This window comes from Amycolatopsis sp. VS8301801F10 (genome assembly GCF_046195355.1).
GTDB lineage: Bacteria > Actinomycetota > Actinomycetes > Mycobacteriales > Pseudonocardiaceae > Amycolatopsis.
Window position 1 is genome coordinate 2,626,172 of sequence record NZ_CP176065.1, and the last position, 25,404, is coordinate 2,651,575.

At 68.5% G+C, this 25,404-nt stretch carries 22 protein-coding genes; 14 read left to right on the forward strand and 8 right to left on the reverse strand.

Annotation, left to right across the window (positions count from 1 at the left end; translation table 11 throughout):
- Window positions 1–8 precede the first annotated feature (8 nt).
- The gene (locus F9C11_RS12780) at window positions 9–1,214 is read right to left on the reverse strand and encodes a glycosyl hydrolase family 8 (RefSeq protein WP_409185076.1); all 1,206 of its coding nucleotides are present in this window, start codon (window positions 1,212–1,214) and stop codon (window positions 9–11) included.
- 562 nt (window positions 1,215–1,776) lie between these two features.
- On the opposite strand from F9C11_RS12780, the gene F9C11_RS12785 reads away from it, so the two are divergent.
- A complete protein-coding gene (locus F9C11_RS12785; protein WP_409185077.1) occupies window positions 1,777–2,625 on the forward strand; it encodes an ion transporter in 849 nt (282 codons plus the stop codon).
- A 354-nt stretch (window positions 2,626–2,979) separates the two neighbouring features.
- A complete protein-coding gene (locus tag F9C11_RS12790; RefSeq protein WP_244223586.1) occupies window positions 2,980–3,120 on the forward strand; it encodes a hypothetical protein in 141 nt (46 codons plus the stop codon).
- Window positions 3,121–3,196: 76 nt separating this feature from the next.
- Here F9C11_RS12790 and F9C11_RS12795 read toward each other — a convergent pair whose 3' ends face one another.
- From F9C11_RS12795 to F9C11_RS12815, 5 genes are all read right to left on the reverse strand, one after another.
- The gene (locus F9C11_RS12795; RefSeq protein WP_409185078.1) at window positions 3,197–3,430 is read right to left on the reverse strand and encodes a hypothetical protein; all 234 of its coding nucleotides are present in this window, start codon (window positions 3,428–3,430) and stop codon (window positions 3,197–3,199) included.
- A 145-nt stretch (window positions 3,431–3,575) separates the two neighbouring features.
- The gene (locus tag F9C11_RS12800; RefSeq protein WP_409185079.1) at window positions 3,576–4,958 is read right to left on the reverse strand and encodes a GH1 family beta-glucosidase; all 1,383 of its coding nucleotides are present in this window, start codon (window positions 4,956–4,958) and stop codon (window positions 3,576–3,578) included.
- A 2-nt stretch (window positions 4,959–4,960) separates the two neighbouring features.
- On the reverse strand, window positions 4,961–5,815 hold the full coding sequence (locus F9C11_RS12805) for a carbohydrate ABC transporter permease (RefSeq protein WP_409185080.1): 855 nt from the start codon (window positions 5,813–5,815) through the stop codon (window positions 4,961–4,963).
- Window positions 5,812–6,792 carry a carbohydrate ABC transporter permease gene (locus F9C11_RS12810; protein ID WP_409185081.1) on the reverse strand — a complete coding sequence of 327 codons (981 nt, stop codon included), beginning with the start codon at window positions 6,790–6,792 and terminating at the stop codon, window positions 5,812–5,814. Before F9C11_RS12810 ends, F9C11_RS12805 begins: the two co-directional genes overlap by 4 nt.
- A 2-nt stretch (window positions 6,793–6,794) precedes the next feature.
- The gene (locus F9C11_RS12815) at window positions 6,795–8,090 is read right to left on the reverse strand and encodes an ABC transporter substrate-binding protein (protein ID WP_409185082.1); all 1,296 of its coding nucleotides are present in this window, start codon (window positions 8,088–8,090) and stop codon (window positions 6,795–6,797) included.
- Window positions 8,091–8,244: 154 nt separating this feature from the next.
- Between F9C11_RS12815 and F9C11_RS12820 the strand changes: the two genes are divergently transcribed.
- From F9C11_RS12820 to F9C11_RS12840, 5 genes are read left to right on the forward strand one after another with little or no spacing between them, the layout of a single operon-like run.
- Entirely contained in the window at window positions 8,245–9,309 is a 1,065-nt protein-coding gene (locus F9C11_RS12820; RefSeq protein ID WP_409186891.1) for a LacI family DNA-binding transcriptional regulator, read from the forward strand.
- A gap of 51 nt (window positions 9,310–9,360) precedes the next feature.
- Window positions 9,361–10,698, forward strand: a complete 1,338-nt coding sequence (locus tag F9C11_RS12825) for a hypothetical protein (protein WP_409185083.1) — start codon at window positions 9,361–9,363, stop codon at window positions 10,696–10,698.
- Window positions 10,698–11,189, forward strand: coding sequence for a hypothetical protein (locus F9C11_RS12830; protein WP_409185084.1), 492 nt, complete (start codon window positions 10,698–10,700; stop codon window positions 11,187–11,189). Before F9C11_RS12825 ends, F9C11_RS12830 begins: the two co-directional genes overlap by 1 nt.
- Window positions 11,182–13,665, forward strand: a complete 2,484-nt coding sequence (locus F9C11_RS12835; RefSeq protein WP_409185085.1) for an Hsp70 family protein — start codon at window positions 11,182–11,184, stop codon at window positions 13,663–13,665. Before F9C11_RS12830 ends, F9C11_RS12835 begins: the two co-directional genes overlap by 8 nt.
- Window positions 13,665–14,534, forward strand: coding sequence for a hypothetical protein (locus tag F9C11_RS12840; RefSeq protein ID WP_409185086.1), 870 nt, complete (start codon window positions 13,665–13,667; stop codon window positions 14,532–14,534). The genes F9C11_RS12835 and F9C11_RS12840 overlap by 1 nt, the downstream gene beginning before the upstream one ends.
- Here the strand turns inward: F9C11_RS12840 and F9C11_RS12845 are convergent.
- A complete protein-coding gene (locus F9C11_RS12845; protein ID WP_409185087.1) occupies window positions 14,503–15,867 on the reverse strand; it encodes a purine-cytosine permease family protein in 1,365 nt (454 codons plus the stop codon). The two genes, F9C11_RS12840 and F9C11_RS12845, sit on opposite strands and share 32 nt — an antisense overlap.
- 209 nt (window positions 15,868–16,076) lie before the next feature.
- Between F9C11_RS12845 and F9C11_RS12850 the strand changes: the two genes are divergently transcribed.
- The 3 genes from F9C11_RS12850 (at window position 16,077) to F9C11_RS12860 (ending at window position 20,426) form a co-directional block, all read left to right on the forward strand.
- Entirely contained in the window at window positions 16,077–17,237 is a 1,161-nt protein-coding gene (locus tag F9C11_RS12850) for an FAD-dependent oxidoreductase (RefSeq protein WP_409185088.1), read from the forward strand.
- Between the two features lie 161 nt (window positions 17,238–17,398).
- A complete protein-coding gene (locus tag F9C11_RS12855) occupies window positions 17,399–18,826 on the forward strand; it encodes a tetratricopeptide repeat protein (protein ID WP_409185089.1) in 1,428 nt (475 codons plus the stop codon).
- A 493-nt stretch (window positions 18,827–19,319) separates the two neighbouring features.
- Window positions 19,320–20,426 carry a caspase, EACC1-associated type gene (locus F9C11_RS12860; protein WP_409185090.1) on the forward strand — a complete coding sequence of 369 codons (1,107 nt, stop codon included), beginning with the start codon at window positions 19,320–19,322 and terminating at the stop codon, window positions 20,424–20,426.
- A gap of 14 nt (window positions 20,427–20,440) precedes the next feature.
- Here F9C11_RS12860 and F9C11_RS12865 read toward each other — a convergent pair whose 3' ends face one another.
- Entirely contained in the window at window positions 20,441–21,412 is a 972-nt protein-coding gene (locus tag F9C11_RS12865; protein WP_409185091.1) for a glycoside hydrolase family 3 N-terminal domain-containing protein, read from the reverse strand.
- Between the two features lie 403 nt (window positions 21,413–21,815).
- On the opposite strand from F9C11_RS12865, the gene F9C11_RS12870 reads away from it, so the two are divergent.
- From F9C11_RS12870 to F9C11_RS12885, 4 genes are read left to right on the forward strand one after another with little or no spacing between them, the layout of a single operon-like run.
- A complete protein-coding gene (locus tag F9C11_RS12870; protein ID WP_409185092.1) occupies window positions 21,816–22,409 on the forward strand; it encodes a response regulator transcription factor in 594 nt (197 codons plus the stop codon).
- A gap of 14 nt (window positions 22,410–22,423) precedes the next feature.
- On the forward strand, window positions 22,424–23,689 hold the full coding sequence (locus F9C11_RS12875; RefSeq protein WP_409185093.1) for an ABC transporter substrate-binding protein: 1,266 nt from the start codon (window positions 22,424–22,426) through the stop codon (window positions 23,687–23,689).
- 5 nt (window positions 23,690–23,694) lie between these two features.
- Window positions 23,695–24,579 carry a carbohydrate ABC transporter permease gene (locus tag F9C11_RS12880; protein WP_409185094.1) on the forward strand — a complete coding sequence of 295 codons (885 nt, stop codon included), beginning with the start codon at window positions 23,695–23,697 and terminating at the stop codon, window positions 24,577–24,579.
- Window positions 24,576–25,403 (forward strand): carbohydrate ABC transporter permease, encoded by an 828-nt coding sequence (locus tag F9C11_RS12885; RefSeq protein WP_409185095.1) that lies wholly within the window; start codon window positions 24,576–24,578, stop codon window positions 25,401–25,403. Before F9C11_RS12880 ends, F9C11_RS12885 begins: the two co-directional genes overlap by 4 nt.
- Window position 25,404: the final 1 nt, after the last annotated feature.

Consider the following 25,404-nt stretch of genomic DNA (forward strand, 5'->3'; position numbering starts at 1 on the left):
GCTCAGGGTCACGGCGCCCAGTAGTTGCCGGACATCACCAGGTAGACGAGCAGCTTGATGGTCTCGCCGTAGTAAGTGTCGTCGTACGGATTGCCCGCCATATACTTCCACAGCGAATCGGTCCAGGCCTGGTCGCCCGAGACCATCGCCGCGACGCCGACCGGGTTGGCCGCCACCTCGGACTGGTCACTGGTCTTGGTCGGCGTGCCGTCCAGTTTGGTGTGCGGGTAGATCTTGGCCGGGTTGGCCCCGGAGTGGCTCTTGTAGCTGGCCGATTCCTTCTTGGCGACCTCGGTCGCGACCTTGCCGCCGTACAGCAGCGCGTCGGTTCCCATATGCCAGGGCACGCGAACGGAGTTGTAGCCGACGATGTTGTCCGGCTGGTTCTCCAGATGATCCGCGGGCGCCGGCTTCGGGCTGTTGGTGTTCGCCCCGACCACGAAGTCCGACAGCAGATTCGCGGTCGGCGAATACTTGGCGGTGAACTGCGTGATCAGCTGCTCGGTCCGGGTGATGACCTTGTTCCAGTCGTGCGCGGTGTCATACTTGGCGAACGCGCGCAGGTGGTCGAGCATGAAGTCGGACGGCCGGGTGTCGTCGTTGCCCGCGTCGTCGGCGATCTTGAGATGCCCGTCGGACGCGACGTCGTACTTGTAGACCTTGGCAAGCCAGTCCTTGGCGGCGGCGCTGTAGCCTCCCCACTGTTTGTCCGCGAGAATCAGCCCGTAACCGACGTCGAGATCGCCGTCGGTGGCCGAGTCAGGCGTGCCGTCGTCGGCGTACTTGCAGGTCTTGCCGTCGATGACCCACTGGAAGAGCCCCTTGCTGTCCCGGTGGTCCTGGACGAATTTCCACATCCCGTCGAAAATCGTCTTGGCCTGGGCGTCGTACCCCGCCATCAACGGGACGATGTTCATCCCGTACCCCTGCGCCTCCGAAACCGTGCCCTTGTTGGGCGCGTCGTCGGTCGCCCAGACGAGGTAACCGCCGCAGGCTTGGCGGAGGTAAGTTGCTTTCCAGGAGTCGTACTGCTTCTTGACCGCGGCGTCCTGCTCAGCCTGACTGACCGAAGGCCGAACGCCGGTCTGGTAGGTGACGTGCGCGGGAAAAGGACGCGCGACGGAAGCCGCGGTGGCAGGCCCAGCACCGGCCAGCACAGCAGTAACCGAAACGGAAGCGGCGGCGAACAGCGCCACCTTCCGGGAAGCGGGCATGGTGGAGGTCTCCTTGTTAGTAAACTTTCCTAACTAGGCGGCGTAACGAGAAGCCTGCGGTACCCGGGTGTTTGATGTCAAGATGTCGCCCTTGAGAAGCCCAAGGTGAACCGGTTCCGTAGCCGTCCGTGAGGGGAACCCTCACGGACCTGGATTCCCTCAAAGAGCCCTTTCGCGGACCACCCGCCGCAGCCGAGATGCCCCAAGGCCCCTTCGGGGGCGCAAGCCCCCGCCCCAGCCGCTGCACCCAACGACCGAACCACCCAACCCGCGAAAAAACCGCCACCGCCGCACCCAAACAGCGTGGCACCCAGCCCCTCCCCCAACCCCGATACGAAGCCTCCCTGCGGTCTGGGGGTGCTTGTCAAGGCATCTTTCCCGCCTTGACAAGCACCCCCAGACCGTCAGCACAATCGAGCTTCGGGGTGCCCCACGCAACCGTTCAAACGGCAATGTCGCCGCCAGGCGACGAGCCGCCCCACCGGGGTGACGCCTCCCAGCCCAAACCCGCCCCCCATGGGATCATCCCCAAGGCAACAACCCAGTCACCAGGGAGCCACCCATGACCACCGGCCGTCCGGCCCGAACCGAACTCAACAGCGGCATCCTCCCCGGCAACGTCCGGGCGGACGACTGGATCATGCTGGCCCTGGCCGTAGTCTCCACCGGCATGCTGGCCTGGCTCCTGATCGGCCCGCCCGCCCCCGAGATCAGCCGCTGGTTCTTCCCGGCGGACTGCGTAATCTGCGGCATCTTCTTCCTCGAACTCCTCCACCGCTGGCGCAAACAGGCCTGGCGAGCCGCCTTCCTGGCCCGCACCTGGTACGAAATCTTCGCCATGATCCCGGTGGCCCACCCGGACTTCACCGCGAACCACCACGTCCTCGGCGTGATCCTGCTGATCGTCCGCCTGGGCCGGGCGGCCGATCGCGCGGTGGGGGAGCAGTTCACCTACCGCCTGGTGGACAAGCTCTCCGAACCCATCGTCCGCGCCATCAAGAAACCCGTCACCATCGCCGTCCTCGACGAGGTGGTCAAGGTGCTGGAAACCGGAAACTATCCGGAAAACCTCGCCAAATCCCTCAGCGAGAACAAGACCGAACTGCGCGCCATCATCACCGAGAAAATCTCCGAAGACCCGCAGCTCGGCAAACTCCGCAGGCTGCCGTTCCACGACGAAATCGTCCGCGCGACCGTCGACACGTCCTTCCGGGTCCTGCTGGAAGTCCTTCTGGATCCGCGCATCGACGATTTCTTTTCCTCCGTCGTACGCGACAACCGCGAACAGATCCGCCGTGCGGTCGCGCTGGGACTGGCCGATGTGGACGACTCGCCGGACGAGCAGCTCCTGCGCACCCGCACCCAGCGCACCGCCGCGCACGAGTACGACGTCAACCATCCGCGGCGTTGATCATCTATTGTGGACATACCTACCGTACGCCGCCGGGCGCGCACTCTCCGTTGCGGCACAGGAAATCCCCGCTGACGCCGGGTACCAGACGCGTCAACCGCTGAAAGAGTGCACTGTGGTCGCCCGGCGCGCGCACCGGAGCTTGGAGTAGGGTGAGATCTCTCGTTCCGTTGCTGCACAAGGGTTGTGTTGGCGCGAGTACGGGGCGTTCCCGCCGGAGCCGGGGCAGACTGGAGCCGGCGGGGAGGTTGAGCGCGGTTTGGAGTCGTGGACGTGATTGATGGCGGGCAGCAGGTACGCAAGTGTCGTCGGCGGGACTGTGCGGAGGATTCCTTGTGGCGCGGACTGTGTTCCGTGCACTGGAACCGCTGGCAGAGCGGCGCGGACGCGCTCGAGCTTCCAGACGACGACGTTCCCCCGCCGCCCGCGCAGGTCTGGTGGCCGCCGGAGCGTTCGCACGCGCCGCTGAGCAGCCGGGTGCTGCCGGGTTCGTAGCAGCTCGCGGCGCGCGCCTGATTACCTCGGGCCACCGGGACAGTCCGCGGCCCGCGCGGGGCCGGGAACGAACGCCTTACCGGCGCGAACGGGGGATGCGCGGTGCGTCCGGGGCGGCCAGCATCCGTACCAGCCGGGCCCGCGCCACGCGGTACAGCAGGTCGCCGTGGTCGTCCGGGACGACTCTGCCGTCGAGGTCCCGTCCGGCCGCCCGCACCACCACCTTGACCGCGTCGGCGGGCACCCGGCCCGCGAATTCCCCGGTCAGCCACGTGGTGACCTCGTCGGCCACCCGGCTCCGCACCGTCATCGGACGCTCCAGTCTCCGCTCGCGGGGCCGTTCGGGGCGGCCCCGGCACTGGTCCGACGGCCGCGCCCGGGCACTGTGACGCGAAACTCGCGGAGAAAGTCTTTCCCGGCGGTGCGGGAAAACCCGGAAGTAGGTTACCGCCGGCTCAGGAGAGCGCGTTGCGGGCGATCACCTCCGCGTACCACCGTGCGCTGCGCTTCAGCGTGCGCTGCTGAGTGCGGTAATCGATGTGCACCAAGCCGAAGCGTTTCGCATACCCCTCGGCCCATTCGAAATTGTCCAGCAGCGACCAGTAGAAATATCCGCGCAAATCCACGCCGTGCGCCAGCGCGTCATGCGCGGCCCGCAGATGCGCGTCGAGAAAAGCGATGCGGTCGTGGTCGGAAACTTCGCCGTCGCGGATCGGGTCCGGATAAGCCGCACCGTTTTCCGTGACGTACAACGGGACCGGCGGATAGTCCCGATGCACCTGCATTAGTGACTCGGTCAGTCCGCTCGGCTGCACTTCCCAGCCGGAATCGGTGCGCGGCGCGGCCGGATTCGGGACGAAGTGCACCTGGTCGGCTCCCGGCCATTCCCGGCCCGCCGGGGTGCTTCCCGGCCGCGCCGAACCGGCCACGCGGTAGCCGCGGTAGTAGTTCACGCCCAGCCAGTCGATCGGCTTGCCGAGCACCGCCTCGTCGCCGTCGCGCACCACGGCGTCGAAGCCGAACCGGGACAGGTCTTCGCGCAGGTCAGCGGGGTAGCCGCCACGCAGCAACGGGTCGAGGAACAACCGGTTCTGCAGCCCGTCGATCCGGCGGACCGCGTCGGCATCGGCCTCGTCCGGCGAGTCCGCGACGACCGGGTACAGATTCAGCGTGATCCCGGACGGGTTGCTCGTGTGCTGCCGGAGCACCTCCATCGCCAGCCCGTGCCCCAGCAACAGGTGATGCGCAGCGGCTACGGCGCCCTCCGGCGAGGTCCGACCGGGCGCGTGCACGCCGGAGCCGTAGCCGAGCATCGCCGCGCACCACGGTTCGTTGAGGGTCGACCAGCTGGCCACACGGTCGCCGAGGTGGGCCGCGACGGTCTCGGCGTATTCGGCGAACCGGTAGGCGGTGTCGCGCGCGGTCCAGCCGCCGCGGTCTTCCAGCGACTGCGGAAGATCCCAGTGATACAGCGTCGCCCACGGCTGGATGCCCGCGGCCAGCAGCTGGTCGACGAGCCGGTCGTAGAACGCGAGCCCACGCGGCTCCGGTTTGCCGTGCGGCAGGATTCGCGGCCAGGAAAGGGAAAACCGGTACGCGGTGAGCCCGATCGACTGCATCAGCGCCACATCGTCGGCATACCGGCGGTAGTGGTCGGCCGCCGGGTCGCCGGTGTCGCCGTGGGCCACCGCACCCGGGCGGGCGGCGAAGGTGTCCCAGACGGACGCCTCGCGCCCGTCGGCGGTGGTCGATCCTTCGACCTGGAAGGCCGCCGTGGCGGCGCCCCAGACGAACGCGTCCGGGAACGCGAGCACGTCGGGGATCGGCTGTGCGGACATGGTCACCCTTTCACGGCGCCTTGCATGATCCCGGCCACGATCTGGCGGCCGAGCAGGAGGAAGACGATGAGGATCGGAATCGTGGCCAGCGTGGTGCCGGCGAGCACCAGCGAATAGTCGACGTAGTAGCCGCTCTGCAGTTTCTCCAGTGCCACCTGCACGGTCGGATTGCCCGCGTCGAGCACCACCAGCGGCCACAGGAAATCGTTCCAGGACGTCATGAACGTGAACATCGCGAGAATCGCCGCGGCCGGGCGGACCCCGGGCAGGCATACGTTCCAGAAGACCCGGATCATGCTGCAGCCGTCCACGCGCGCGGCTTCGATCAGTTCGTACGGCAACGCGTCCACTGTGTACTGTCGCATCCAGAACACGCCGAAGGCGGTGACCAGGTTCGGCACGATCACCGACTGCAGCCCGCCCGCCCAGCCGAGCTTGGACATCGCGATGAACAACGGGATGATGCCCAGTTGAGTCGGCACCGCGAGCGTCACCACGATGAACACGAACAAGCCGTTGCGGCCGCGGAACCGCAGTTTGGCGAAGGCGAACCCGGCCAGCGACGAGAACAGCACCGTGGTGAGCGTGACCGTGCCGGACACAATGACGCTGTTGGCCAGTGCTCGCCAGAACGGAACGGTGTCGAACACCCGCGCCGCGTTGGCGAAGAAGTTGCCGCCCGGCAGCAGCGGCGGAATCCGTTCGGTGAGCATTCCGTTGTCGCGGCTGGCCACCAGAAAGGACCAATAGAACGGGAACAGCGAGCCGAGCACGAACACGATCAGCACGCCGTAGGTCGCCTTGCGCGGCTTGCCGAGCCGGGCCGCGCGCGCCCGCACGGTGTTGTGCACGCTCATGTGCGCCTCCCCGCGAGCCGTCCGGTGACGAAGTAGTTGATCAGCGCGATCACGACGATGATCAGGAAAAGCACCCACGCGATCGCGGACGCGTAACCGAGATCGAAATTCTCGAAAGCGGTCTGGTACAGATACAGCGTCACGGTCTGGAACTGGTGGGTGGAGCCGCCGTTGTTCGACCCGGGCATCGCGTCGAACAGCTTCGGCTCGGTGAAGATCTGCAGCCCGCCGATCGTCGAGGTGATGGTGACGAAGATCAGCGTGGGTTTGAGCAGCGGCAACGTCACATTGGTGAAGCGGCGCACGGTGCCCGCGCCGTCGATCAGCGCGGCCTCGTGCAATTCCTTCGGAATCGCTTGCATGGCGGCGAGAACGATCAACGCGTTGTAACCGGTCCATCGCCAGTTCACCATGATCGCGATGGCGACGTGGCTGGCGAACCGGTTGGCCTGCCAGTCTACTGGGGACAGTCCGAGGGTTTGGAGCACGCCGTTGACGAGTCCGTAGCGGGGGCCGAACAGGTTCGCGAAGATGATCCCGAGCGCGACCAGGCTCGCCGCGTACGGCAGCAGAATGCCGACCCGCCACCCGGTCGCGCCGCGCAGCCGGAGCGTGAGCACCGCGGCGAGCAGCACCGCGATGATCAGCTGGGGCACGCTGGACAGCAGGAAGATGCTGACCGTGTTTTCCAGCGCGTGCCAGAACTGCGTGTCCGCGAACAGTTCGGTGAAATTGTCCAGTCCGATGAAGTCCGGGTCGTCGTCGCCGGCTTTCCAGGAAAACAGCGACACGTACGCGGTGTAGAGCAACGGGAACATGCCCACGATGGCGAACACGATGAAGAACGGCGCCACGTACAGATACGGCGAGATTCTGACGTCCCAGCGCGCTAACCGGTCGCGCAGGCCGGGCCGCGCCGCGGCGGGCTGCCGCGTCGTGGCCCGGCTTTCCGGAGCGGCCTTGTCGGTGACAGTCATCGTCAGCGGGCGAGTTTCTTCGCGCCGGCGACCAGCCGCTGCCAGCCGTCCGCGGCCGAAGCGCCCTGTTCCACCGACTGCAGTGCCGGGCTGGCCACGTTTTCCTGGATCTGGCCGTCGTTCGGGCCCTTGTACTGCGGTTTCGCCACCTTCTTCGCCTGCTCGGCGAACAGCTCGCCGATCTTCGCGCCGCCGAAGTACGCGTCGGTCGCGGTCAGCAGCTGCGGGCTTTCCAGCGCCTTCGCCTGGCTCGGGAAATTGCCCTTGGCCTCGAACGCCTTGATCTGCTGCTCCGGCGCGGTGAGCCAGGCGGCCAGTTCAGCGGCCTCCCGCGGGTGCTTGCTCTGCTTGGGCACCGTCAGGTACGAACCGCCCCAGTTGCCGCCTCCGCCGGGAAACGCCGCGGTGACCGCCCATTTGCCCGCGTTGTCCGGCCCGGCCTGCTCCTTGATCACCCCGAGCATCCACGCCGGACAGGCTTTCGTGGCGAACGCGCTCTGCTTGAACCCGGAATTCCATTCGTTGCTGAACGCGGTGAGCTTCGCCGATTCGCCTTTCGCGACCGCGTCGGTCACCTTCTTCCAGGCGTCCTGGATGCCCTGGTTGTTCTCGACGGTGAGCTTGTCGTTGGCGTCGAGGTAGCCGACCGGCAGCTGGTTGACCATGGAATTGAAGTTCTGCGCCGCCGAATCGAACCACGCCTTGCCGGTTTTGCCGGTGTACTGCGCGCCCGCCGCGAAATAGCTGTCCCATGTCGCGAACAGCGGTTTCACCGCCTCCGGGTCGCTGGGCAGCCCGGCCGCGGCGAGCAGGTCCTTGCGGTAGCACATGGCGAGCGGGCCGATGTCCGTGCCGTAGCCGATGAGCTTGCCGGTTTTGTCCTTGCCCGCCTCGTATTTCCACGAAAGCCACCGGTCCGGCGTCACGCCGGACGGCCCGATCTGGCTCAGGTCGTTGAACTTCGAGGACTTGCTGAGGATGTCCGACAGGTGGCCTTCCTCGACGGCCTGCACGTCGGCGAGACCGGAACCGGCCGCGAGCTTCGTCATCATGTCCTGGGCGTACGGCCCGCCCTGGCCGGTTTTACGGTGGGTGATCTTGATGTTCGGGTGCAGCCGCTCGTACTCCGGGAGGAGCGCCTCGTAGCCGAACTCCGTGAACGTCGCGAGCGTCAGTTCCACGTGCTCGTTCGGCCCGGCCGCCGCGGGCACGTCGCCGTCGCCGCCGCACGCCGCGGCGCTCACCGCGGTCATCGTGATGCCCAGTGCCAGCACCAGGCCCTTCCGGAACGTTGTCACCGTCGTCAACCCCTTGGAAGTCGTTCTGGGAGCGCTCCCAGATGCCGCCCGAGTGTGTTGCAGGTAACGAGGGATGTCAAGGCCACAGTCTCCGGGAGCGCTCCCGGCCAGCCGCGGTTAAGCTGGCCCGACCGACAGTCAGGGGGTGGGCGAAGTGGTGCCTCGGTCCGAGGACGAACGGCCGACGCTGGAGGACGTCGCGGCGTTCGCCGGGGTCTCGCGGTCCACCGCGTCGCGCGCGCTGAACGACGACGCGTATGTCAGCGCGCGGTCGCGTGAAAAAGTGCTCGCCGCGGCGCGAGACCTCGGGTATTCGCCGAACCAGGCCGCGCGCTCGCTCGTCACCCGGCGGACCGGCGCGATCGCGGTGGTGCTGTCGGAGCCGGAAGCGCGGCTGCTCGACGACCCGTACCGGACCGCGGTGATGCGCGCGGGCTACCGGGAACTGGCCGATGTGGGCTGCCAGATGGTGCTGCTCTTCAGCGACACCCGGGAGGACCTCGGGCGCACCGTGCGGTTTCTCGAGGGCGGGCACGTCGACGGGGTCCTGGTCTTCGCCCCGCATCGCGCCGATCCGCTGCCCCGGGCGTTGCGATTGCTGAAGCTGCCCGTGGTGTTCGGTGGGCAAGCCGCAGATCTGCGCCGGGGCGTGCACCTGGTCGATTTCGACAACGAGGGCGGGGCCCGGCAGGCGGTGACGCACCTGGTGGAATCCGGCCGCCGCCGGATCGCGACCATCGCGGGCCCGCAGGATCAGGGCGCGCCGATCGACCGGCTCGCCGGCTGGCGCAAGACGCTCGTGGACGCCGGGATCGACCCGTCCGGGCTGGCCGAGGAGGCCGATTTCACCCTGGCCGGCGGCGCGAAAGCGATGGCCGCGCTGCTGGAACGGGCGCCTGACCTCGACGCGGTGTTCGTCGGCAGCGACATGATGGCGGTGGGCGCGCTGCGCACGCTGTCGGACGCCGGCCGCGACGTGCCCGGCGACGTCGCGGTGGTCAGCTTCGACGATAACGCCGCGCTGGCTCCGGCGATGACGCCGCCGTTGACCTCGGTGCATCAGGATCCGCGCGAACAGGTCCACGCGATGGTCTCGACCCTGATGCGGCTGCTGGACGGCGAGGACGTCCCGCCGGGCGCGCAGATCCTCCCGGTGTCGCTGGTGGTCCGCGAGTCCAGTCAGTCGAGCGACTCCAGCCAGCCCAGCCAGTCCGGCTAGTCCGGTTCGTTCCGGGACCCCTCCCGGCCAGGTCGTCCTACCTTCCCCGGCATGGGAGCGAACGAGGGGCGGGGCCGGGCCGCCGCGGCGCGGGTGCGGGAGATCTCGACGCCCGAGCTGTACCGGCGCAACCCGTTCCGGATCGTCGGGCTCACCGCGGTCGCGACGCGGCGGGAGGTGCGGGAGCGGCGACTTCGAGTCCTGGGGGTGCTCGAAGTCGGCGGCGCGACACCGGACGGAGTGGCCGCGGACGCGACCGTCGACGAGGTGCGGGCGGCCTTCGACGCGCTCGGCAACACCGAGCACCGGCTCGTCGACGAGGTGTTCTGGATCTGGGGCAGGCCCGCCGGCTGCGGATGTCCGCTTCAGTTGCATCGCAAGCACGACAACGCGGTCGCGGCTTACGCGGCGGCCCTTGACGCGGAAGCCGCCCGCACCGAAGATCACCCCACTCCATTGTGGATAGAAGCCGCTCGTTGCTGGTCCATAGTCCTGCGCAGTGAATCGTTTTGGCGGCACCTCAACCACCGCGTCGAGAAGCTCGGCGACCGGCGGCTTGACGAATCCACTGTGGATGGTCTGCGCGCCGCGTTGCCGGACGCGTTGCTCGCGCCGTTGATCGAAGTAGCCGCGAGGTCGGCTGAGCCGCGGCGATTCACCGGATATCTGGCGTTGTTTGGGGCTGATCGGCACACGGTCTCCGACGCGCGGGCGGCGATTGCCGACGGGACGTACCGGCGGGTCGAGGCGCTGCTTAAAGACCTTCGGGGCGACCTGGACGGAAACCGGGTGCAGGCTGCCGCGAAGCGGGCGATCGAAGAGGCCGAGCCGCTGTTCGACCGGCTCGAAGAAGTGGTTCCGCGGGAGGAATTCCGGCGGACAGCGTCGCTTTCGGAGTCGATTGCCGTGGTGGCGAACAACATCGGGGTCGCGCTGGCGGAGGTGCGGGGCGCGTCGGCGGAGCTGATCCGGGACGTGTTCGCGGTCGCCCGGCGGTGCAGCCGTGATCCGGAGACCTTGGAAGCCGTGTCCCGCAACGAGATCGCTGCCACAGTGGAGGTGCCGAGCCCGGCTCCGGAGCCGTCGGCGGCGCGGGTGTTCGGCGCGTTGCTGCACGCGGTGGCGGCGACGGTGTTCCTGGCTTTGAAGCTTCCGGAGGACGCGTTCCCGGCGATCATGTTTCTCGGCACGGTTCCGGGCGCGCTGACGAACTGCCTGGTCGCGGCCCGCCCGTGGACCACGCCCGGACGGTATCCGGCGCTGCTGGGCCTGGACGCGGGGATTTATCTGGCGCTCACTCCGGTTGAGCTGCCGTATTGGCTGGCCATCGCCGTGGCGGCGGTGCTGCTGTACGTCGCCCCGTTCGTTCGGGTGCAGAGGGGCTTGTGATGCGGGACCGGCGAGGCGAAGAAGCACGGCAACGCAGACAGCACAAGGAATTCCGAATCGCCGAACCTGGCCTGCGGGAGGAGGAACGCGTCCGGCTGAGAGAACTGCTCTCCTCTGTACTGACCACAACGGACACTGACTCGCCACTGTCCGAATCGGACTTGGCCGAGGCGGCGACGGCGTTGTGGCGGGCGCGGCGCAAGCTCGCCGGGGCGCAGGACCGGGCGGCGCGGCAGGCGGGCCGGTTCCTCAGCGCGAGCCAGGACGCGCTCGACGCGGCGGGGGTGCTGGTGCAGGACCACGACCGGATCCCGTTCGGTTCCGGGATGGCGCTCGAGGTGCTGCTGTTCCAGGACGAACCGGACCTGGACGTCGAGCGGGTGGTGGAGACCGTGCGGCCGTCGATTTACCTGACCGGCCGCCGGATCCAGATGGGACAGGTCATCGTCGGGCGCCCGGCCGCCCGGGAGAACGGGGAGACGGATGCGTGACACGATCGATTTCGGGATCGACCTCGGCACCACGAACAGCGCGATCGCGGTGCTCGAAAACGGTGCGGTGTCGGTGGTCAAGAACAACGCGCTGATGGATTACACGCCGTCCGCGGTCTGGATCCGCAACCGCGGGGTGATCGAGGTCGGAGCGGGAGCGCGGCGCCGGCTCGAGGACGACCCGGACAGCGTGCAGATCGAATTCAAGCAGTCCATGGGATTGCCGGACGCGCGGCGGGAATTCCCGAAGGCCGGGGTCAGCATGACGCCGGTGGAACTGTCCGCGGAAGTGCTGCGGACGTTGCGTGGTTCCGTCCCGGGCGAAATGCCGGACTCGGCGGTGATCACGGTACCCGCGGCGTTTCTGCTCAATCAGACCGAGGCGACGCAGGAAGCCGCGAAACTGGCTGGCTTCACCGGGAATTGCCCGCTGCTGCAGGAACCGACCGCGGCGGCGTTCGCGTTCGGATTCCAGAACGAAAGCAAAGGCGCGCATTGGATGGTGTTCGACCTCGGCGGCGGGACGTTCGACTCCGCGGTGGTCAGCACCATCGAGGGGGAGTTGAGCGTGCTGCATCACGCCGGCGACACGCACCTCGGCGGCCGCAACATCGACCAGGCGGTGTTGGACCAGGTGCTCGCGCCGGAAGCGGCACGGCAACTCGGGCTCACCGAGTTCCGTCAGGGAAATCCCCGGTGGCGAAGGAACTTCGCGCGGCTGCGCAGCGCCGCCGAGACCGCGAAGATCCAGCTCTCCCAGGCGGAACGGACTCAGGTGCTGCTGGACCTCGACCGCGGCGACGGGCAGGAGGAGATGTTCGAGTACATCCTGCGCCGCGAGGAGGTCGACCGGCTGGCGCGTCCGTTTTACCTTCGCGCGGTGCGATTGTGCCGGACCGCGCTGGAATCGGCGAATCTGCGCCCGGCGGACATCGACCGGCTGCTGCTCGTCGGCGGCCCGACGCTCGCACCCGGCTTGCGTGAACTGCTGGCCGACCCGTCGATCGGGCTCGGCATCCCGCTCGACCACAGCCAGGACCCGAGCACCGTGGTGGCGCGCGGTGCGGCCGCCTACGCCGGAACCGTGGCCCGGCCGCGAACCGTACGCCCGGCGAAACGCGGGGAGTACGCGCTGGAACTGTCCTGTCCGGCCACCACCAGCCTGCCCAGTGTGCCGGTGTCGGGCCGGTGTTCGACGGACGGTTCGGCAGAGTGGGCAAGGTTCCGCATCGCGCTCAGCGCACCGCAGCGCAGGCCGGTTTACCGGACGTCCGAGGTTTCCCTTTCCGCCGACGGCACTTTCACCGTCGACGCGGTGCTCGACGAACTGAGCACGAACCGCTTCGAAATCGAATTGCTCGATCCGGCCGGCGCGCGGGTTCCGGTGCGGCCGGACTCGCTCACGATTACCCATCAGCTCAACGAAATGATGGGTCAGACCGTGGTCAACACGGTCGGCCTCACCGAAGCCGATGGGTCCTTCACTCCCATGCTGATGAAGAACTCGCCGTTGCCCGCGGCGAAACGGCAAACGTTCTTCACTACGGCGACCCTGGTGCGCGGCAACACGTCCTCGGTGATCCGGATCCCGGTCGCGGAGGGCGAACGTCGCCGCGGCGAACGGAATCAGCAGGTGGGCGTCATCGAAATCCGGGCCAAGGACGTGCGGTTCGACCTGCCGCGCGGAAGCGAGGTCGTGATGACTTTCGAAATGGACGATTCGCGGCAGGTGTCCGTGGTCGCCGAGGTTCCGTTGCTGGACAACGAGTTCGAGGCGACCATCGACCTCAAGCAGCAGCAAGTGCCGGACCCGCAGACCCTGCGGCGGCTGCTGAACGAGCTGGAAGCGCGGCACGAACAGGTGCGGACACAGGTCGAGGGAACGCGGTCGGACCGGGCGCGCGGGCTGCTGAACCGGCTGGACGAACAGGGGAGCGTCGCTGCGGTCCGCGCCGAAGTGCGGTCCGGCAGCACCGACGAGGGGGCCGCGGTCGCGGCGGAGCGGCGGATGCGCGACGTGCAGGCGGACCTCGACGACATCGAGGCGGAGCTGCGCGTTCCCGCGGTGCTGGAACGGCTGCGGGACCAGATCGACCACTGCCGCGAGCTGGTCGGCCGGGTCGGCGCGGACGAGGACCGGAGCGAACTGGCCGAGATCGAACGCCGGTACGCGGTCATCGCCGAATCGCACGACGTCGAAGCGGGCGAACGGCTGTCCGAGCGAGCGCTGGACCTGCAGGTGTTGCTGCTGCGCCGGGACGGTTCGCTCGACCTGGAGGTGTTCAACGCACTTCGGGCTTCGCGCGACGCCATGTCCGACCCGGCCCGCGCGCGGGAGCTGATCCGGGAGGGCGAGCACGTGGTCGCGACGTCGAACTGGGCCGCACTGCCGGACGTCAACCGCCGATTGCGCCGCCTGCTTCCGGACAACCGGCGTGGCCAAACGGGCGGCGGCATTCTTCGCGGGGAGCGATAATGAACGGACTTTCGCCAGCGCTGGAACGGGAACTCGTCCTGGCGGAGGGTGCCGACCTAGCCCGACGCGGCGAGTACGAGGCGGCGGTCGCACTCCTGGAACCAGATTCGGCAGGCGACCCGGCACGACTCGACCTGCTGGCCCGCGTGCACGCACAGTCCGGCGACCTCGCCGCGGCAGACGCGGCGTGGGCGGCGGTATTGGCTTTGCAACCAGGAAATTCCGCCGCGAAAGCGGGCCGCCGGGTGATCGCGAAAGTCCACTCCGGACGGTTGCGCCGACGACCGATCCGCCGACACCTGCTGACCGCCGGGGCAGTGGTGGCGATCGGCGGCGCGATCGCGGGCGGAATAGTGCTGACCACTCGACAGGCCCCTCCGGTCGTCACGATGGCCAAGCCGGACGACGGTCTCCGCGCCGAACTGGCCCGCCTGCACAGCGAGCAATCCAGCGATGCCGCCGCGGCCAAGGGTCGACAGGAAAAGCTGAAGCAGCTAGCGAAAACGTTTGCGGCACCAGGGGCGTCCACCAAGGTCGGCACCGACGCGGTCACGGTCAGCTTCGACGGCAGCCTGTTCAGTCCTAACGCGACCACTCCGAACGAATCCGGGCGAGCGATGTTGACGACCTGGGCTCTAGTCCTTAAAGGACAGTCCATCCGCGTCACCGTGCTCGGTCACGGCATGCCCGTCCCCGGCGGCCCAGCAAGCGGCGGTTCGACGGTCTCCTTGGCCCGCGCGGCTTCCGCGGCTCGGGTGCTGGCCGGAGCGAGCGGATTGCCGTTGACCGCGTTCGCTGTCGCCAGTGCGGACCAAGCCGCGAACCCGGCCCGAACCGTCACACTCGAAGTGCGACCGACCGGCGGGTGAACGCCACGTACAGCGCGCCGGGCACGATCAGGCCGAGCAGCCACGAGACATCCGCACCTCCGAGCAACGGCGCGATCGGGCCGACGAAAATGCCCTCCACATTGGCGAACGGGATCTGCACCGCGATCCCGAGCACGTACGCGGCCAGCGCGGGCCAGGCCCAGCGACCGTAGCGGCCGTTCGGGTCGTAGAGCGCTTCGAGGTCGTACTTTTCCTTGCGCAGCAGGTAGAAATCGACCAGGTTGATCGAACTCCACGGCGTGAGGAAGTACAGCAGGAAATCGAGAAACAGCACGAAGTTCGACAGGAACTGGCCGCGGCCGAGGATGGCGATCACCGCGCCGACCACGCCGACCCCCGCGATGTAGCCGATCCTCGTGGCCTGGGAGAGCGCGGCGCGGCGACCGAAACCGGTCAGTGCGGTCGCGACGGTCATGTAGCCGCCGTAGATGTTCAGCACGTTCACGGTGAACTTGCCGAGCGCGATGGCCAGCAACAGCGGGATCAACAGCGCTTCGCCGCCAAGGCCGACGACGTACGCGACTTCGTGGCCCTTAAACGCCTTCCCGGCAATGGCGTACGCCAGCGCGCCGAACGACATCGCCCACACCGCGCCGAGCACCGTGCCGCCGTACGTCCACCAGAACGTCGCGCGCACCGACGTCGCCGACGGCAGGTAGCGCGAGGTGTCGGCGACGTACGGGCCGAAGGTGAGCTGCCACGACGCGGTCAGGGACACCGCGAGGAGGAACTTCGGGAAGTCCAGGTGCGGCGCGGCGAGCACCGCACCGAGGTCGTGCCCGCTGATCAGCCGGATCGTCAGGTACAGGAAGACGACCACGGACAACGCGGACGCAATCCAGCCGAACCGGTGGATCAGCCGGTACCCGACGATCGCGATCACCGCCGAGGCGAGTGCGTAGACCGCGATCGCGGCGTCCGTCGGCAGGTGCGTGATCTGCGCGACCGCCTGGCCGCCGAGCAGCGAACCGCTCGCGAAGTAGCCCAGATACATCACCACGACCAGCACCAGCGGCAGCGCCGCGCCGTACACGCCGAACTGCGCCCGCGACTGGATCATCTGCGGGATGCCGAGCTTCGGCCCCTGCGCGGCGTGCAGCGCCATCGGAATGCCGCCGAGCGCGTTGCCCGCCACGACCGCGACGATCGCCCACAGCGGATGCACGCCGACCAGCACGGTCAGCGCGCCAGTCACCGCCGAGGTGATCTGCGTGTTCGCGGCGAACCACAGGGTGAACAGGCTGCGCGGGTGCCCGTGCCGCTCGGACTCCGGCACCGGGTCGATCGAGCGTCGCTCCAGTGTGGCCGCCACGTGCCCCTCCCGCGGTTCTTCGGTGAATGCGCTGGACGAACTCAACGTCAGCGCGGGCCCGGCGGCCAAGTAGCCGCCGGGCGATTGTGTCTCGGATCCCAGACTCTGACGCGCTGTCAGCGCCTGGCAGCGGACTGCCAGCGCCGTGTGCGCCCGACGCCAGCGCCGGAGGCGAACCTTCGGAAGTCATCAACGCACAGGGGAGAACAATGCAGACTCCAGTCACCATCATCGGCGCCGGCCTCGGCGGGCTGACCCTGGCCCGGGTCCTGTACCGGCACGGGATTCCGGCCACGGTCTACGAGGCCGAGCCGTCGCCGATGGCGCGGTCCCAGGGCGGGCTGCTCGACATCCACGACTACAACGGGCAGATCGCCGTCGAGGCGGCGGGCTTGATGGACGAGTTCCGCGGCCTGATCCTCGAGGGCCGCCAGCAGATGCGGATCCTCGATCCCGACGGCACCGTCCTGCTGGACCATCCCGACGACGGCACCGGCGGCCGTCCCGAACTCCTGCGCGGCGAACTGCGGCAGATGCTGCTCGACTCGCTCCCGGAGGGCACCGTCCACTGGGGCCGGAAGGCCGTCGGCGTCCGCACGGTCGCCGGCGGGCACGAGGTTTCCTTCGCCGACGGCGGTTCGGTCGTGGCGAAGCTGCTGGTCGGAGCGGACGGCACGTGGTCGCGGGTGCGGCGGCTGCTGTCCGACGTGGTGCCGGAGTACACGGGCTTCACGTTCGTCGAGACGTATCTCTACGACGCCGACACCCGGCATCCGGCGGCCGCGAAGATCGTGGGCGGCGGCGGCATGGGCGCGCCCGCGCCCGGCCAGCGGATCATGGTGCACCGCGAACGCGACGCCCTGCACACCTACGCGATGCTGAACAAGCCGCCGGAATGGTTCGACGCGCTCGAGCGCCTCGACTCCCGGGCCGCCCTGGACCGGGTCGCGGCCGAATTCGACGGCTGGGCCCCGGAAATCCGCGAGCTGATCTCCGGCGGCGACACCGCGCCGATCCTGCGCAGGCACGACCGGCTGCCGCACCTGCCCCGGTGGGAGCGGATCCCGGGGGTGACGCTGATCGGCGACGCGGCACACGTGCAGGGCCCGAACGGCGAGGGCGCGAACCTGGCCATGCTCGACGGCTCCGATCTCGCCGAGCTGCTGGCGGCGCATCCGGATGACGTCGAGACCGCGCTGGCGCTGCACGAGGAACGGATGTTCGCCCGCAGCGAGGCGGTCGCCGCCGAATCCGCCGAAATCGCCGAGCGGATCACCGCCGACCGCGGCAAGGACACCGCGAAGGTGGTGGCCGAGGGGTTCCGCCGGATGCTGGCCAAGAAACGGGAACCGGCGGAGCAGGCGAGCTGAGGCCGCGGCACTCCGGCTCCGGCGCGCGGTGAAGAACCGAAGGCTTACCGGGGGAGCCGGTGCTGGGCCAGACGTACCCTCCCCCCGGAAGTCTCCAGCGAACATCCGGTGGGCCCCGGAAACCCCTTTCGTTCCTTGAGCCAACGACTAGGCTCGCCCGGATGACGGACGCGGAAGAGTCCTCGGCCAACCGCATCACCGGGGGCCGGTTCGACAAGGTCGTGATGGCCGGATCGGTGCACGGCGACATCAACGTCGGCCGATCGGGCGACAGCCCGGCGGACCTGGCCGACCCGCTCATCGCCTCGGTCCGCCTCCGCCCCGGCGGAACCCTGGCCGACCTGGTCCTCGACACCGATCCGCCGCGGGTCGCCGTGCCCGGCGGAACGGTCCACATCGTCACGGTGGAAGCGCGCACGACCCGCGCCGTCGTCCTGCAGTCGGCGCGGGTCGTGGTCGTCTCGCGCACCCCGCCGCGCCCGGCCTGCCTGCTGGTCCGGGTCGGCGGGCTCCTGGAACCGCGCCCCTTCACGACCGACTTCGACGCCCCGTCGCCGCGTCTGGTCGCGCAGGGCCCGGACTTTCCGTTCACCGTCAGCGCGACCGACGTCGAGCAGTTCGAAATCGAACCGGTCACCACCACCCACGAGGTCGCCTGGCGCTTGGAAGTGGACTGGACCTGCGCGGGTCGCCAGGGCACCACCGTCATCGACAACCACGGCGAGCCGTTCCACGCGTACCCGGTGCCCGTTCTCCACTCCGGCCGCTCGCATTCGGTGCTCAGCTCCGGATGCGACCTCTTCCACGAACGGGGTTGCCCGGCGAGCCTGCTCGAAGCGTCCGGTGCGCCCGCTTCGCTTTGGGACCAGGAGCAGCCGCCGCCGTATCCCGTGCTGCCGCCACTCGCGGAAGCCCCGGCCTCAGTGGACCTGGATCCCGACCTGAAGGAGTCGTGGCCCGAATACCGCCGGCTCGCGGTCGCCATCCGGATGTCCGCCGCGGGACCGGGCTTCCGCAGCCACGAACCGCCGGAACACCGCGCGCTGCTCATTCGAGTGCTGCGATACCTGTTCGTCTCCGGCCAAGCCCACCCCGGCGCCGCACTGGGACGGCTCGTTCACGCGGAATGGACCGAGGCGCTGGGCGAGGACCACCCGGACACCCTCGCCGCCGCCAACCGCCTGGCCGGTTGCCTGATCGGCACCACCGACCACGCGGCCGCCCGCGACCTCCTCGCCGGCCTCCTGCCCCGCGCCGCCCGCGTCCTGGGCGAGGACGATCCGCTGACGCTGACCGTCGCGAACAACCTGTGCGTGGCGTACCTGGGGTTGAACGAATACGAACGCGCCCGCGACCAGACGGAGGATGTGCTGGCCCGAAGCCGCCGCGTCCTGGGCCCGGATGCCCTGGGAACGCTGCGGACTACCGGCAATCTGGTCCAGATCCACCTCCGGCTGGGCGACCGGGCTTCCGCGCTCGCGGTGCTGGAGGACCTGGTGCCGAGGTGCCGCAGAGCATTGGGGGAGGACCATCCGCAGACGGTGAGTGCCGCCGCGGTGTTGGCCCGGGTTCTCGCGCAGGAGGACTGAGTCAGCGAGGGGTCGAAGGCGGGGTCTGCTCAGAGCTCGCGTTTCCCGCCGCGAGCGGACGAGGTGCTGACTGCCAGCGGCCGAACTCGCGGATGATCTCCGGACGATCAGCTGGCTTCGAACCCCGCAAAACCAGCGCGAGCGCAGCCAGGTCAAGCAGCCGGTGGACAAGCCACAGCACGACTCCGGCGAGGCCATACGGCAAACAAGGCTGGATCCACTCCATGACGCGGCTCCGAGTTCGACAGTCAGGTTCAGCCCGGTCTACCGTCGGCAAACACGGTCGGCAATGGATTCCGGCATAGCCGAGCCTCGCCGATCAAGCGCGAGACCTAGCCGGACAACGGCGAACTACCCCGGACTACGGCTGACCTCCAGCCGCTCGCGATTCCGGCGTGGTCGCGCGGGCACTGTGCGACCATGGAACGGAGCACCCCGGAGGAGGCGGTGCGTGGTGCCCCGGAACCGTCCCACGCTGGATCCAGCAAACCCCTTGCACGCTTTCGCGCTACGACTGCAGGACCTGCACCGGATCGCGCGCAAGCCGACCCAGCAGTCGCTGGCGCGAGAGCTCAGATGTTCGCGCCCGACGGTGTCGGCATTCCTGAACGGCGAGAGGTTTCCGTCTTGGCAATATGTCGAGCGTTTCGTTCTGTTCTGCGGTGGGGACCTCGACGAATTCGACAAGCTCTGGCGGAGGACCGACGAACTGCTCGAGACAAACCGGCAGCCTGCCGCCGACAAGGGCCTGCGACTGCCTCCGGCGCCCTCGCCGATTACCGGGTTTCCGCGGCCGGAGCCCGCACCCGGACGACGGCGGTCGGGCCGGATAGCGTGGGGAGCTCGCCCCGAGCCAGACCATTCGCAGGTGATCCTGATCGGTTCCGGACGGCACGCTGATCCCGAGCTCGGAGATCTTCCGGCAACCGCGAACAATCTGGCCGGACTCGCCGCCAAGCTCATCGGCCCGGATGTCGGGTTGCGCCTTGATCGGCTCACCGCGGTCGGCAATCCCGCCAGCGTCGCGGAGATCGGCGCCGCCATCCTCGAGCCCGCGAGCAGCGCGACGGACCTTTTGCTGCTCTACTACTGCGGCCACGGGCTCGTGGACACGCGGGGAGAGCTCTATCTTTCAGTCGAAACGACCGCCGTTCGCCATCCCGAGTGGAGCGCACTGCCCGTCAGCCTCCTCCGTCGGCTGCTGGCCGACAGCCCGGCGCGGAGCAGGGTGTTGATGCTGGACTGCTGCTTCTCCGGACGCGCGATCGACGCCATGACCGGCCCCAGCTCCGTCGTCCACGCCCAAACCGAGATCGAGGGCGGCTACACGATTACGTCCTCCAGCCGCACGAGCGGTTCGGTCGCGTTCCCCGGCGCGCCGTACACGGCGTTCACCGGCGAGCTGCTCGCTCTCCTGGAGGAGGGCGTTCCGGACGGGTCGGAGTATCTCTCGCTGGGCGAGATCTATCGTCAGCTGCTTTCGCGCATGGGACAGAAAGGCCTGCCCCGGCCGTATCAGCACGGCACCGGCACGGTCGATCGGCTCGCCCTCGTCCGGAACCGCGCGTGGCGGCTGGAGGAGTGGCAGCTCGCCGACTGAGCACCCAGCCCAGGTCAAGGACGGCAAAACCCCTTCCCCGCCAACACCCGCTCCACCGAAGCCGCCACCCGCTCCGCCGGCAGTTCCCCGTTCTCCACCGCCCGCTGAAGCCGGTCCACCACCGCCCCCACGTCGTTGTGCCCGGAGGAGAACAACGCCTGATCAGCCCCCGCCTGCAGGGCCTTCAGCACCGCGTCCGGCAGCGCGAACCGGTCCGTGATCGCCTTCATCCCGCCCAGGTCGTCCGTGATCACCGGGCCGGTGAAGTGGAACTCGTTGCGCAGCAACCGATACGCCGCGGGCGCCAGCGAAGCCGGCTCGTCCCCGGTCAGCCCGGGCACCTCGAGATGCCCGACCATGACCCCGACCTGCCCGTACTCCGCGATGTCGCGATAAGGCACCAGATCCACCCGGCGCAGCTGGTCGAGCGGCGGCGTGACGACGGTGCCCCGGTGCGAATCACCGGATCCGTGCCCATGGCCGGGGAAATGCTTGAGCACCGGCTGCACCCCGCCCGCGCGCAGGCCCTCGGCGAAGGCCATCGCGTACTGCCGCGCCTTTTCCGGATCCGGGCTGTACGACCGGTCGCCGATCACCGCGTCGTCGGGTTCGTCGCTCACGTCCGCGTCCGGTGCGTAGTCGACCGTCACCCCGCGTGCTCGCAGTTGCTTCCCCCGCTGCTCGCCGATCGCGCGCACCTCGTCCGGCGTCTTCGAGGCCGCCAGCTGCCGGGCGCTCGGGAGCGAGCCGTCGAGGTCGTCGATGCGCTGCACCCGGCCGCCCTCCTCGTCGACCGCGACCGAGACGGGGATTCTCGCCGCCCGCTGGACGTCGTCGAGCGCGCCATTTTGCAACAGCGTGGTCTTTTTGTCCCCCACGAAGATCCCGCCCACCTGCTGCGTCCGCACGAGGTTCGCGACGCCCGCCGGATCGCCCGCGTTGACGCCCGGCACCACCAGTTGCGCCACGCGCGCCCGCGGATCCATCGCCGCCACCGCCGACGCGCACGACCCCCGTCCCGGCACAGTCTGCGCCGGAGAAGTCGACGCAGGTGGAGCGGCTTGCGGCGAGCTTCCCGCACTCGGCGGAGTGAGCGGTGCGGACGTGGCTGTTCCGGAAACGGAACGATCCCCGGAGCACGCGGAAAGCGCACATATGAGCGTTAACGCGCTCACGGCTCCTGCGGTGCTCCAGCGGGGTCGTGCGTGCGCCTTCATCATTTCCTCTGCTGGTCTGGACAGGTCTCCGTGACGGTAACCGAACCCCACCGGCGGGCCCAACTTCACGCTGTGAAGAATGAGCGCGTCCCGACTAGAGATTTCGTGAAGCCGCGGTAGGCACACTGACCGGCACACGACAAGCACCAGGCTCTGCACCGGGGAGGCAGCGATGAATCAGGTCAAGGTTGCGGCATGGGCTTCGGACCCGATCACGCTCGCCGGCCTCATCGACCATCTGCGCACTCGCCGCGAGGTGCGGGTGATGCCGGGCCAGCAGCGCGGGGAAGCCGCGGTGCTCGTGTTCGCCGCGAACCGCGTCACCCGCGAGGTGAAGGCGGCGCTGCGGGCGGCGGCCTCGGAGACCCCCGCGGCCATCGTGTTCGTCGCCGGTTACGTGGACGCCGACGACCTCGCCGAGCTGGCCGCCTGGCACGTCGCCGCGGTGCTGCCGCGCGACGCGATCGGCGGCGACCAGCTGGTGCGCAGCATCGTGGCCGCCGCCTCCGGGCGCGAGACCTCGATGCGGGATCTGCTGCAGCAGGCCGAGACCCTGCGCCGCGACGGAGACCGCACCACCCTGTCGCCGCGCGAGGTCGACGTGCTGCGGCTGATGGCCGAGGGCTGGGACACCGCGGAAATCGCGAACAAGCTCTGCTACTCGGAGCGGACCGTGAAGAACGTGATCTACGGAATGACGAACCGGCTCAAGTTGCGGAACCGTCCGCACGCCGTCGCTTACGCGCTGCGCGCCGGAGTGATTTGAAGGATGCTCACCACGTGCGAAAGCTGACCCGGCGCCCGGCCGTTGCCGCGCTCGCCGCCGCATTCCTGACACTGGCGGCCGCGTGCGGTTCCGCCGCGTCCTCGGGGAAGATCACGCTGAGCGTGGCCACGTTCGGCGAATTCGGCTACGCGCCGTTGTTCGAGCAGTACCAGAAGGACCATCCGAACATCGAGATCCGCAGCCGGGTCACCGATTTCGACACGCATTTCAAGAGCCTCGCCACGCAGCTGGCGGCCGGTCGCGGCGCGGCCGACGTCGTCGCGGTCGAGGAGCAGTACCTCCCGAAGTACCTTCGGGCCAAGGACAAATTCGTCAACCTCGCCGACTACGGCGCGGACAAGCTGAAATCGCAATGGGCGCCGTGGAAGTGGGCGCAGGGCACTTCCGGCGATTACGTGTTCGGGCTCGGCACCGACATGGGCAGCCTCGCGATGTGCTACCGCCGGGATCTTTTCCAGCAGGCCGGCTTGCCGACCGACCGCAAGGCCGTCGCCGAGCTGATGCCCGATTGGCAGGGTTACGCGAATCTCGCCGCCCGCTTCACCGAAAAGCTGCCGAAGGTGAAGTTCGCCGATTCGGCGGGCACTGTCTACACCGCGATGCTCAACCAGTCGCCGGAGAACTACTTCTCCGCCAAGGACGATTCCTACATCGCCGACAAGAATCCCGCCGTGCGCAACGCCTTCCAGCTGTCCGGCGGCCTCGCGCAAGCCCGGCAGACAGCGGGCGCGACCACCTATACGCAGGCCTGGAACGTCGCGATCAAACAGGGCACCTTCGCGACCATCGCGTGCCCGGCGTGGATGCTCGCGCAGATCAAGGAAGCCGGCGGCGACGCGGGCAGCGGCAAATGGGACGTCACGACGGTGCCGGGCAACAGCGGCAACCAGGGCGGTTCCTTCCTCGCCGTGCCGAAGCAGAGCGCGCACCCGAAGGAAGCCTACGACCTCGCGCAGTGGCTGACCGCGCCCGCGCAGCAGAAACAGCTTTTCCTTTCCGCCGGGATCCTGCCGAGCGAACCGAGCGTGTATCAGGATCCGCAGGTCATCGCGCACACCGATCCGTATTTCTCGAACGCTCCGGTCGGCCAGATCTACGCCGCGTCGGCGGACCGGCTGCGGCCGAACTACCGCGGGCTGCACGACGCGGACGTGCGTCCCGAATTCGGCCGCGCGCTCGGCCGGATCGAGGACGGCAGCGAGAATGTCGAGCAGGCGTGGGCCGACGCGGTCCGGATGGGCCGCGACGCGATCAAGTAGCTGTCGTGGACCGGAAGCTCACCCCCTACGTCCTCATCTTGCCGTTCTTTGTCCTGTTTGGACTGTTCGGCGCGTTTCCGCTGCTGTACACGTCGTGGGTTTCGCTGCACCGGTGGGATTTGCTTTCCGGACCGGACGGCGGGATCGGCCTCGCGAACTACGTCGAGCTGTTCGGCGATCCGCGGTTCTACAACGCGCTTTTCAACACCGTGAGCATTTTCCTGCTCGCCGCGATTCCGCAGTTCTTCCTCGCGCTCGGCATCGCCGCGCTGCTGAACCGGCCGCTGCGGGCGGCGACCTGGTGGCGGTCCGGATTGCTGCTGCCAAACCTGGTTTCCGTGGTCGCCGTCGGGCTGGTGTTCGCGCAGCTGTACAGCTCGGGCTACGGCGTGGTCAACGAGGTGCTCGGCTGGTTCGGGGTGCCGCCGGTTTCCTGGCAGGCGCACCAATGGTCGTCGCACCTCGCGGTGGCGAGCATGGTGATGTGGCGCTGGACCGGCTACAACGCGCTGATCTACCTGGCCGCGATGCAAGCGGTGCCGCAGGACCTCTACGAGGCCGCCGCGCTCGACGGGGCCTCGCGCTGGCGGTCGTTCTGGTCGATCACCGTGCCCGGCATCCGGCCGACGATCGCGTTCACCGCGGTGGCCGGCACGGTCAACGGACTCCAGTTGTTCGCCGAACCACAGCTGTTCGACGCCACCGGCAACAGCGGTGCGGGCGGCAACGACCGGCAGTTCCAGACCCTCACGATGTATCTGTACGAAAAAGGCTTCGGCAAATTCGACGCCGGATACGCCGCGGCCCTGTCCTGGGTGATGTTCCTGATCTGCCTGGTGTTCGCGATCATCAACTACCGGCTCGTGCGCCGCTTCGTGGGTGCGCCGTGATCCGCCGGGGCCGGGCCGGAGCCTGGGTGTACGCGGTGCTGGTGGGGTTGGTCGCCTCGTCGCTGTTCCCGCTGTACTGGTCGTTCGTAGTGTCCACTCGGGACAACGCGGCCATCGGCGAGACCTCGCCGTTGCTGCTGCCCGGCGGCCACCTCTTCGACAACATCCAGCGCGTCTTCGCCACCGTCGATTTCTGGCTGGCGATCGGCAATTCGCTGATCGTCGCGACGACGGTGATGGTGTCCAATGTGGTCCTGTCCAGCTTCGCCGGATTCTCCTTCGCCCGGCTGCGATTCCGCGGCCGCAACACGCTGTTCCTCGTCGTCGTCGGCTCGGCGATGGTGCCCGCACAGCTCGGGGTCGTCCCGCTGTACCTGGTGGTGAGCGATTTCGGCTGGTACGGCCGGCTGGAGGCGGTGATCGTGCCGGCGCTGGTGAGCGCGTTCGGCGTGTTCTGGATGCGCCAGGCGTGTGAGGGCTCGATCGACCAGGACCTGGTGGACGCGGCCACTGTGGACGGAGCGTCGATCCTGCGCACGTTCTGGCACGTCGCGGTTCCGGCGATCCGTCCACAAGCGACCGTCCTGGCGATGGTGACCTTCCTCGGCGCGTGGAACGACTACTTCTGGCCGCTGGTAGTACTGGACCCGGCGCAGACGCCGACTGTGCAGGTGGTCCTGTCCCAGCTGGCCAGCGGGTACTTCACCGACTACGCCTTGATGCTGACCGGCGCGACGCTGGGCGTGCTGCCGGTGATCATCCTCTTCCTGCTGCTCGGCCGGAACCTGGTGCGCAGCATCTCGACCGGCCTGACCCGGGCGTGAC

What these genes read in the sequence shown, in the direction of transcription:
- F9C11_RS12850 (WP_409185088.1), top strand. Translation starts at nt 16,077, where the DNA reads ATGCAGACTCCAGTCACCATCATCGGCGCCGGCCTCGGCGGGCTGACC.
- F9C11_RS12795 (WP_409185078.1), bottom strand. Translation starts at nt 3,430, where the DNA reads ATGACGGTGCGGAGCCGGGTGGCCGACGAGGTCACCACGTGGCTGACC.
- F9C11_RS12825 (WP_409185083.1), top strand. Translation starts at nt 9,361, where the DNA reads ATGGGAGCGAACGAGGGGCGGGGCCGGGCCGCCGCGGCGCGGGTGCGG.
- F9C11_RS12835 (WP_409185085.1), top strand. Translation starts at nt 11,182, where the DNA reads ATGCGTGACACGATCGATTTCGGGATCGACCTCGGCACCACGAACAGC.
- F9C11_RS12785 (WP_409185077.1), top strand. Translation starts at nt 1,777, where the DNA reads ATGACCACCGGCCGTCCGGCCCGAACCGAACTCAACAGCGGCATCCTC.
- F9C11_RS12830 (WP_409185084.1), top strand. Translation starts at nt 10,698, where the DNA reads ATGCGGGACCGGCGAGGCGAAGAAGCACGGCAACGCAGACAGCACAAG.
- F9C11_RS12855 (WP_409185089.1), top strand. Translation starts at nt 17,399, where the DNA reads ATGACGGACGCGGAAGAGTCCTCGGCCAACCGCATCACCGGGGGCCGG.
- F9C11_RS12805 (WP_409185080.1), bottom strand. Translation starts at nt 5,815, where the DNA reads ATGAGCGTGCACAACACCGTGCGGGCGCGCGCGGCCCGGCTCGGCAAG.
- F9C11_RS12840 (WP_409185086.1), top strand. Translation starts at nt 13,665, where the DNA reads ATGAACGGACTTTCGCCAGCGCTGGAACGGGAACTCGTCCTGGCGGAG.
- F9C11_RS12800 (WP_409185079.1), bottom strand. Translation starts at nt 4,958, where the DNA reads ATGTCCGCACAGCCGATCCCCGACGTGCTCGCGTTCCCGGACGCGTTC.
- F9C11_RS12810 (WP_409185081.1), bottom strand. Translation starts at nt 6,792, where the DNA reads ATGACTGTCACCGACAAGGCCGCTCCGGAAAGCCGGGCCACGACGCGG.
- F9C11_RS12780 (WP_409185076.1), bottom strand. Translation starts at nt 1,214, where the DNA reads ATGCCCGCTTCCCGGAAGGTGGCGCTGTTCGCCGCCGCTTCCGTTTCG.
- F9C11_RS12870 (WP_409185092.1), top strand. Translation starts at nt 21,816, where the DNA reads ATGAATCAGGTCAAGGTTGCGGCATGGGCTTCGGACCCGATCACGCTC.
- F9C11_RS12865 (WP_409185091.1), bottom strand. Translation starts at nt 21,412, where the DNA reads ATGGATCCGCGGGCGCGCGTGGCGCAACTGGTGGTGCCGGGCGTCAAC.